The organism is Paraburkholderia tropica (assembly GCF_914484835.1).
In the GTDB taxonomy this organism is placed as follows: domain Bacteria; phylum Pseudomonadota; class Gammaproteobacteria; order Burkholderiales; family Burkholderiaceae; genus Paraburkholderia; species Paraburkholderia tropica_A.
In genome coordinates, this window is record NZ_CAJZAR010000008.1 from 1 (window position 1) to 7524 (window position 7524).

The 7524-nt window shown below is 67.8% G+C and carries 6 protein-coding genes; all 6 read right to left on the reverse strand.

Annotation, left to right across the window (positions count from 1 at the left end; all coding sequences use genetic code 11):
• Positions 1-518: AAA family ATPase (locus tag LDO54_RS01640; protein WP_224005231.1), on the reverse strand; the 518-nt coding region annotated here is incomplete at its 3' end.
• A 151-nt stretch (positions 519-669) separates the two neighbouring features.
• Complete coding sequence (locus LDO54_RS01645) at positions 670-1467, reverse strand: FAD binding domain-containing protein (RefSeq protein ID WP_224005234.1); 798 nt, start codon at positions 1465-1467, stop codon at positions 670-672.
• A 13-nt stretch (positions 1468-1480) separates the two neighbouring features.
• Positions 1481-3880, reverse strand: a complete 2400-nt coding sequence (locus LDO54_RS01650; RefSeq protein WP_224005237.1) for a xanthine dehydrogenase family protein molybdopterin-binding subunit — start codon at positions 3878-3880, stop codon at positions 1481-1483.
• A gap of 14 nt (positions 3881-3894) precedes the next feature.
• Positions 3895-4407, reverse strand: coding sequence for a (2Fe-2S)-binding protein (locus LDO54_RS01655; protein ID WP_224005240.1), 513 nt, complete (start codon positions 4405-4407; stop codon positions 3895-3897).
• Positions 4408-4941: 534 nt separating this feature from the next.
• Positions 4942-6348 (reverse strand): amino acid permease, encoded by a 1407-nt coding sequence (locus tag LDO54_RS01660; RefSeq protein WP_224005243.1) that lies wholly within the window; start codon positions 6346-6348, stop codon positions 4942-4944.
• A gap of 362 nt (positions 6349-6710) precedes the next feature.
• Positions 6711-7367 carry a response regulator transcription factor RqpR gene (gene rqpR / locus LDO54_RS01665; protein ID WP_224005246.1) on the reverse strand — a complete coding sequence of 219 codons (657 nt, stop codon included), beginning with the start codon at positions 7365-7367 and terminating at the stop codon, positions 6711-6713.
• Positions 7368-7524 lie beyond the last annotated feature (157 nt).

Below are 7524 nucleotides of genomic sequence, written 5' to 3' on the forward strand. Positions count from 1 at the left end.
AGCGGCGGCACGCTCGCGCGTACCGTGCCGTATTCGGGGATCGATACCTGGAAGTCCGAAAGAAGCTCCAGCAGGAAGGCTTCGAACGGTTCGTCGGCGCGGTCGATTTCGTCGATCAGCAGCACGCGGCGCGCGCCGGGATGATGCGGATCGGCCTGGAGCGCCTGTAGCAGCGGGCGCTTGAGCAGGAATTCGTCGCGATAGAGCGTGTCGCTGCGCGGCGTTTCGCCCGCGGCTTCGGCGAGGCGCAGCGCCATGATCTGACGCGGATAGTCCCATTCGTAGAGCGCGCTCGCCGTGTCGAGACCTTCGTAGCATTGCAGGCGCAGCAGCGTCGTGCCCGAGAGCGCGGCGGCGGCTTTCGCCAGCTCGGTCTTGCCCACGCCCGGCTCGCCTTCGAGAAAGAGCGGGCGCTGCATCTTGAGCGCGAGAAAGAGCGCCGTGGCCAGTTCGCGGCTCGCGAAATAGCCCTGCGCTTCGAGTTGCGCGAGCGTGTCGTCGATGGTGGCGGGGAGCATGGCGGGCCTTTGACTGCGCGTGCGATTTCCGTGATGGCGACGAAACACCCGCGTCCGTTCGCGCACGACTTCGCGCGAACGGACGCCGATGCGGTTGATGCGCCTAATCGCGCAATTAGTCGCGCAACTGATCGCGCAACTGATCGCGCAACTACGCGAGCGCCTTCGTCACCGCGCGCGCCGCGAGCACCGGGATCAGGTGCGCCCGATATTCGGGGCTCGCGTGCAGATCGGCGTTCAAGCCCTCCGCGCCGATCGTCACCGCGCGCGCCGCTTGCGGCGTGAAGCTCGCCGTGAGCGCCGCTTCGAGCGCGGCCGCGCGAAACACCGACGACGCCGCGCCCGTCACGGCCACGCGCACGCCCGTGGCGAACTGCGCCACGAACACGCCCGTCAGCGCGAAGTGCGAGGCCGGATTGCGAAACTTTTCGTAGGCCGAACGTTCCGGCACCGGAAACTCGACGGCCACGATCAGCTCGTCGGGTTCGAGTGCGGTCTCGTACATGCCGAGGAAAAAGTCGTCGGCGGCGATGCGTCGCCGGTCCGTCACCACCGTCGCGCCGAGACCGAGCACGGCGGCGGGATAATCGGCGGCCGGATCGTCGTTGGCGAGCGAGCCGCCGAGCGTGCCGAGCGCGCGCACCTGGCGGTCGCCGATATGCGCGGCCAGTTGCGCGAGGCCCGGCAGCGCGTTCTGGACTTGCGCGTTCGCGGCCACGTCGGCATGGCAAACCGCCGCGCCGATCTTGACCACCTTGCCGTCGACCTGAATCGTCTTCAGCTCGGGAATGCGCGTGACGTCGACGAGCGTGGACGGCTGCGCGAGCCGCAGCTTCATCGCCGCGAGCAGGCTTTGGCCGCCTGCGAGAAATTTGGCGTCCGCGTCGGCGGCGATGGCTTTCACGGCGCCTTGCGCGTCGCCCGCGCGCTGGTATTCGAATGCGTACATGGTGCGCCTCCGCTCAAGGTTGCTGCGACGTGGAAGATGAAGCCGCCTGCATCGCCTGCCACACGCGATGCGGCGTGGCGGGCATCTGCAGGTCCTTCACGCCGAGCGGCGCGAGCGCGTCGAGAATCGCGTTGATGACGGCGGGCGGCGAGCCGATCGCGCCCGCCTCGCCGCAGCCCTTCACGCCGAGCGGATTGTGCGTGCAGGGCGTGCCTTTCGCGGTCTCCACGCTGAACGAGGGCACGTCGCTCGCGTGCGGCATCGCGTAGTCCATGTACGAGCCGGAGAGCAACTGGCCGCTATCGGTGTCGTAGACGCAGCGTTCGAGCATCGCCTGGCCGATGCCCTGGCCGAGCCCGCCATGCACCTGGCCTTCGACGATCATCGGATTGATGACGTTGCCGAAGTCGTCCACGGCGGTGAAGCGCTGGATGCGCGTCTCGCCGGTATCGGGATCGACTTCCACTTCGCAGAGATACGCGCCCGACGGATAGGTGAAGTTGGTCGGGTCGTAGAAGGCGCTTTCGTCGAGCCCCGGTTCGAGCGTCTCCAGCGGATAGTTGTGCGGCACGTAGGCCGCGAGCGAGATTTCGGCGAAGGTCTTGCTGCGGTCGGTGCCCGCGACGCGGAACACGCCGTCGGCGAATTCGATGTCTTCCACGCCCGCTTCGAGCATGTGCGCCGCGATCTTCTTCGCTTTTGCCTCGATCTTGTCGAGCGCCTTCATGATCGCCGAGCCGCCCACGGCAATCGAGCGCGAGCCGTACGTGCCCATGCCGAACGGAATGCGCGCGGTGTCGCCGTGCACGATTTCGATCTGCTCGATCGGCACGCCGAGGCGGTCGGCGACCACTTGCGCGAAGGTCGTCTCGTGCCCCTGGCCGTGGCTGTGCGAGCCGGTGAACACCGTCACCGAGCCGGTCGGATTCACGCGGATTTCGCCCGCTTCGAACAGGCCCGCGCGCGCGCCGAGCGCGCCCGCGATGTTCGACGGCGCGAGGCCGCACGCCTCGATGTAGCACGAGTAGCCGAGGCCGCGCAGTTTGCCTTGCGCCTTCGATGCGTCGCGCCGCGCGGGGAAGCCCTTCACGTCGGCGATTTCCAGCGCGCGCGAGAGGCAGGCTTCGTAGTCGCCGGTGTCGTAGGTGAGGCCCACGGGCGTGGCGTACGGGAAGCTCGTGATGAAGTTGCGGCGGCGGATGTCGGCGGGATCGATCTGCATCTCGCGCGCGGCGGTCTCGACCAGACGCTCGACCACGTAGGTCGCCTCGGGGCGGCCCGCGCCGCGATACGCGTCGACCGGCACCGTGTTCGTGAACACGGCCTTCACCTCCGCGTAGATCGCGGGCGTGGCGTACTGGCCCGCGAGCAGCGTGGCGTAGAGGATGGTCGGCACGCTCGACGCGAAGGTCGAGAGGTACGCGCCCATGTTCGCCGTGGTGTGCACGCGCATCGCGAGGAACTTGCCGTCCTTGTCGAGCGCGAGTTCGGCCTTCGTCACATGATCGCGGCCGTGCGCGTCGGAGACGAAGGACTCGCTGCGCTCGGCGGTCCATTTCACCGGACGGCGGATCTGCTTCGAGGCCCACGTGAGCGCCACGTCCTCGGCGTAGAGGAAGATCTTCGAGCCGAAGCCGCCGCCCACGTCGGGCGCGACGATGCGCAGCTTCGTTTCCGGCAGCCCGAGCACGAACGCGGCCATCAGCAGACGCTCGACGTGCGGATTCTGGTTCGCCACGTAGACCGTGTAGCTGTCGTCGTGCTGCGCGTAGCTCGCGTTGACGGCGCGCGGCTCGATCGCGTTCGGCACCAGCCGGTTGTTGACGATGTCGAGCGTGGTGACGTGCGCGGCCTGGGCGAAGGCGGCGTCGGTGGCCGCCTTGTCGCCGTGGCCCCAGGTGTAGCAGGTGTTGTTCGGCACGCTGTCGTGCACGAGCGGCTGGCCATCGTCGGCGGCGCGGGCCGTGTCGACGATGGCGGGCAGCTCCTCGTAATCGACATCGATGAGTTCGGCGGCGTCCTTCGCCTCCTTCAACGATTCGGCGATCACGAGCGCGACCTGGTCGCCCACGTGCAGCGCCTTCTCGTGCGCGATCACGGGATGCGGCGGCTCGTGCATCGGCGAGCCGTCGATGCTGTGGATCAGCCAGCCGCAGGGCAGGCCGCCCACGCTGGCGGCGGCCACGTCCGCGCCGGTGAACACGGCCACCACGCCGGGCGCGGCTTTCGCGGCGCTCGTATCGATGCTGCGGATGCGCGCGTGCGCGTGCGGCGAGCGCACGAACACGGCGTAAGTCTGCTGGGGAAGGACGACGTCGTCGGTGTACTGGCCCGCGCCGGTGAGGAAGCGATAGTCTTCCTTGCGCTTCACCGAGGCGCCGATCATGCGCGGCTGGGAGTCGGGTGCGTTCATGGCGGCCTCCCTCGTCAAGCCGCCGAAGCGGTGGCGGGTTGCGCGGCGCCTTGCTCCGCGGCCTGCATCGCTGCGGCGCCCTGGACCACGGCCTTCACGATGTTGTGATAGCCCGTGCAGCGGCACAGATTGCCGTCGAGGTTCGCGCGCACGTCCGCTTCGGTGAGGCCCGGACACGAGTCCGCGAGCGCCACCGCGCTCATCACCATGCCGGGCGTGCAGAAGCCGCATTGCAGGCCGTGGCAGTCGCGGAAGGCGGCCTGCATCGGATGCATCGCGCCGTTGGCGGCGAGGCCTTCGATGGTCGTCACGTTCATGCCGTCGCACTGCACGGCGAGCGTGTTGCACGATTTGACCGCGCGGCCGTTCAGATGCACGGTGCAGGCGCCGCATTGGGCCGTGTCGCAGCCGACGTGCGTGCCGGTGAGGCGCCGCTGCTCGCGCAGGAACTGGACCAGAAGCGTATGAGGTTCGATCTCGGCGGTCACGGGCTGGCCGTTGACCGTGAGGCTGAGGCTGATCGCCATGAACTGTCTCCTTTCGCCCCGGACCGACGCGCGCGCATCGCGCCCGGGTTCCACACTCGGTGAGGATCGGATACCGGCCTGGCCCCGCATTCACCACTTGCCCCGCGATGCCGCCTGCGATCTTTCGTCCGGCGCGCCAGAAAGCGCGAAGGGTGCGAGGACGCACCTGCCGCGCGGCGCGGATTCGGCGCGCGCGGCCAGGACGAAAGCGGGGACGAGGGTCCGGCTGGTGCTGTGTTGTTCAGTGTCTGGGATGCGTGCTGCGTTGCTGCTGCTGTGTTGCCGATGCGTTGCTGCTGTACTGCCGTTCCACTGGCTGACGCGATGATGCTCGGCACAGTAAAGCACACTTTGCCGTTTTACGCTGCGCGGGCTTTTACTCGCCATTCGCGGCGTTTTTCAGCGATTTTCCGCATGTTTTCGACGTTTTTTGCACTGCGGCTGTTTTGTGCGCGCGCATGAAAAACGGCCCGTTCGGACAAGCCGGAACGGGCCGTTGCAGCGCAGCGAAAGCGCGCCGTGAAGCGCGTGTGCTTACTGTTCGTGCGGCTGATGCGCGAGGCGCGAATGGCGGCGCGAGTAGCCGAAGTAAATCGCCATGCCGATCAGCAGCCAGACGACGAACGCGATCCACGTGACGCGCGCGAGGTTCAGCATCAGGAACAGGCACGAGCCGACGGCGAGGATCGGCACCACCGGCACGCCGGGGCAGCGGAACGCGCGCGGCAGATGCGGATGCGTCTTGCGCAGCACGAGCACGGCGATCGACACCATCGAGAACGCGGCGAGCGTGCCGATGTTGATCAGCTCGGCGAGCACGTTCAGCGGCACGAGCGCGCCGATCAGGCCGAAGAAGATGCCCACGAGCCAGGTCGTGAAGAACGGCGTGGCGAAACGCGGATGCACCTTCGAGAGCTTTGCGGGCAGCAGGCCGTCGCGCGACATCGCGTAGATGATGCGGGTCTGGCCGTAGCTCATCACGAGAATCACGGTGAGCATGCCGAGCACGGCGCCCAGATCGATGAAGCCCGCGACCCACGGCTGGCCCGCCACCTGCAGCGCGTACGAGACCGGGTGGCCGATGTTGGCGAACTGCGCCGACGGCACGATGCCCGTGACCACGGCCGCGACCGCCACGTAGAGCACCGCGCAGACGGCCAGCGAGGCGATGATGCCGGCGGGCAGATCGCGCTTCGGATTTTTCACTTCCTCGGCGGCCGACGAGACCGCATCGAAGCCGATGAAGGCGAAGAACATCACCGCGGCCGCGCCGAATACGCCGTTCCAGCCGTTGGGCATGAACGGATGCCAGTTCTCGGGCGTGACGTGGAACGCGCCCACGGCAATCACGAGCAACACGACCGTGACCTTGATCGCGACCATGATGTTGTTGATGCGGGTCGATTCGCGCACGCCGATCGCGAGCAGCGCCGTGATGCCCATCATCACGAGGAAGGCGGGCAGGTTGAACAGCGTGTGCACGCCCGGCACCGCGCCCGGCGCGGCCGTGAGCGCGGCGGGCAGATGCACGCCGAAGCCGCCCAGCAGCGACTGCAGATAGCCCGACCAGCCGACCGAGACCGCCGAGCTGGCGAGGCCGTATTCGAGCATCAGATCCCAGCCGATGATCCACGCGATCAGCTCGCCGAGCGTGGCGTACGAATAGGTGTAGATCGAGCCGGCGACCGGAATCGTCGAGGCGAATTCGGCGTACGAGAGCGCGGCGAAGCAGCAGGCCACGGCGGCGATCAGGAACGAGACCATCAGCGCGGGGCCGGCCTGCACGGCGCCGGTGCCGGTCAGCACGAAAATGCCGGTGCCGATGATCGCGCCGATGCCGAGGAAGGTGAGGTCCAGAGCGCCGAGGGCCTTCTTCAGGCCGGCGCCCTGCGCGCTCGCCTTCAGCATGTGTTCGACGTTCTTCTTGCGAAAGAGGGACATTTGGCGGGGAACTCCAGGTAGAACGCGCGGGGCGCCGATCGGATGGGATCGCGCCCGCGTGCCGTATGTCGGGGAAACCTGTAATTTTATCCGATTGCGGTGTCGGAACCTGCTCAATCGGGTCGGAAGCGGCTCAGAAGCCGCCCGAAGACGCGGTCGATTCCGCCGCAAACGGTCGCGGGCGCGCGCGATCCTTGCCGGGGCATCGGCGAATCGGCGAATTCATTACTGAATCAAGGGCTTATGGCGAGAAGCCTGCCTGAGTGCGGCTGTGCGCGCTGGAACGTGGAGGCGTGCGGCGGGCGCGGTGAGCGCGGGGTGCGGCAAGCCGCCGCCGCACCTCGATGGCGAATCCGCGCCGCTCAGAAGCTCGCGGTCGGCGCGAGATCGACGAGCTGATTGCTCATCGCGTAGAAGGTCAGCTCGGCGTTGTTGTTGAGCTTCATCTTTTCGAGCAGGCGCGTGCGGTAGACGCTCACCGTCTTCACCGAAAGCGAGAGCGTGTGCGCGATGTCGGTCAGGCGCTTGCCTGAGGCGAGCATGCAGAGCGTCTGGTACTCGCGGTCCGAAAGCTTCTCGTGCGGCAGCTGCTCGGCGTCGACCAGCACGTAGTCGGCGAGCGCTTCGGCCATCGCCGGGCTCACGTACTTGCGGCCGCTCGCGACCTGCTGGATCGCGGCCGTCATCTGCGCGGCATCCACGGTCTTGGACAGATAGCCCGACGCGCCGGCCTTCAGCGCGCGCACCGCGTATTGATCCTCGCGATACATCGAGAACATCAACACCGGCACGCGCGGCGCCTTTTTCTTCGCGCGCTTGAGCACTTCGATGCCGCTCATGTCGGGCAGCGAGATGTCGAGCAGGACCACGTCGCAGGCGTGGCGCGCGAGCGCGACGAGCGCCTCGCTGCCGGTTTGCGCTTCGATCACTTCGGTGGCGATGCCGCGGTCGATCAGCAGCTGGCGCACGCCCTGGCGCACCACGGCGTGATCGTCGACGAGCAGGATGCGCAGGGTCATGAGCGGGCGTCCCAGGCTGAATTCGGAAGGGAGGTCGGGGCGGCGGCCGGGTCGGCGCTCGCGCCCGTGCAGAGCGTGTCCCAGACGAAGCGCGCTTCCACGGTCGTGCCGGGGCGCGGCTGGCCCGGCTGCGCCGTGGCGGCGCGCAGCGTGCCGC

Bases quoted from the DNA above. Each gene is read 5' to 3' on its own strand.
- LDO54_RS01650 (WP_224005237.1), bottom strand. From the start codon at position 3,880: ATGAACGCACCCGACTCCCAGCCGCGCATGATCGGCGCCTCGGTGAAG.
- LDO54_RS01645 (WP_224005234.1), bottom strand. From the start codon at position 1,467: ATGTACGCATTCGAATACCAGCGCGCGGGCGACGCGCAAGGCGCCGTG.
- rqpR (WP_224005246.1), bottom strand. From the start codon at position 7,367: ATGACCCTGCGCATCCTGCTCGTCGACGATCACGCCGTGGTGCGCCAG.
- LDO54_RS01660 (WP_224005243.1), bottom strand. From the start codon at position 6,348: ATGTCCCTCTTTCGCAAGAAGAACGTCGAACACATGCTGAAGGCGAGC.
- LDO54_RS01655 (WP_224005240.1), bottom strand. From the start codon at position 4,407: ATGGCGATCAGCCTCAGCCTCACGGTCAACGGCCAGCCCGTGACCGCC.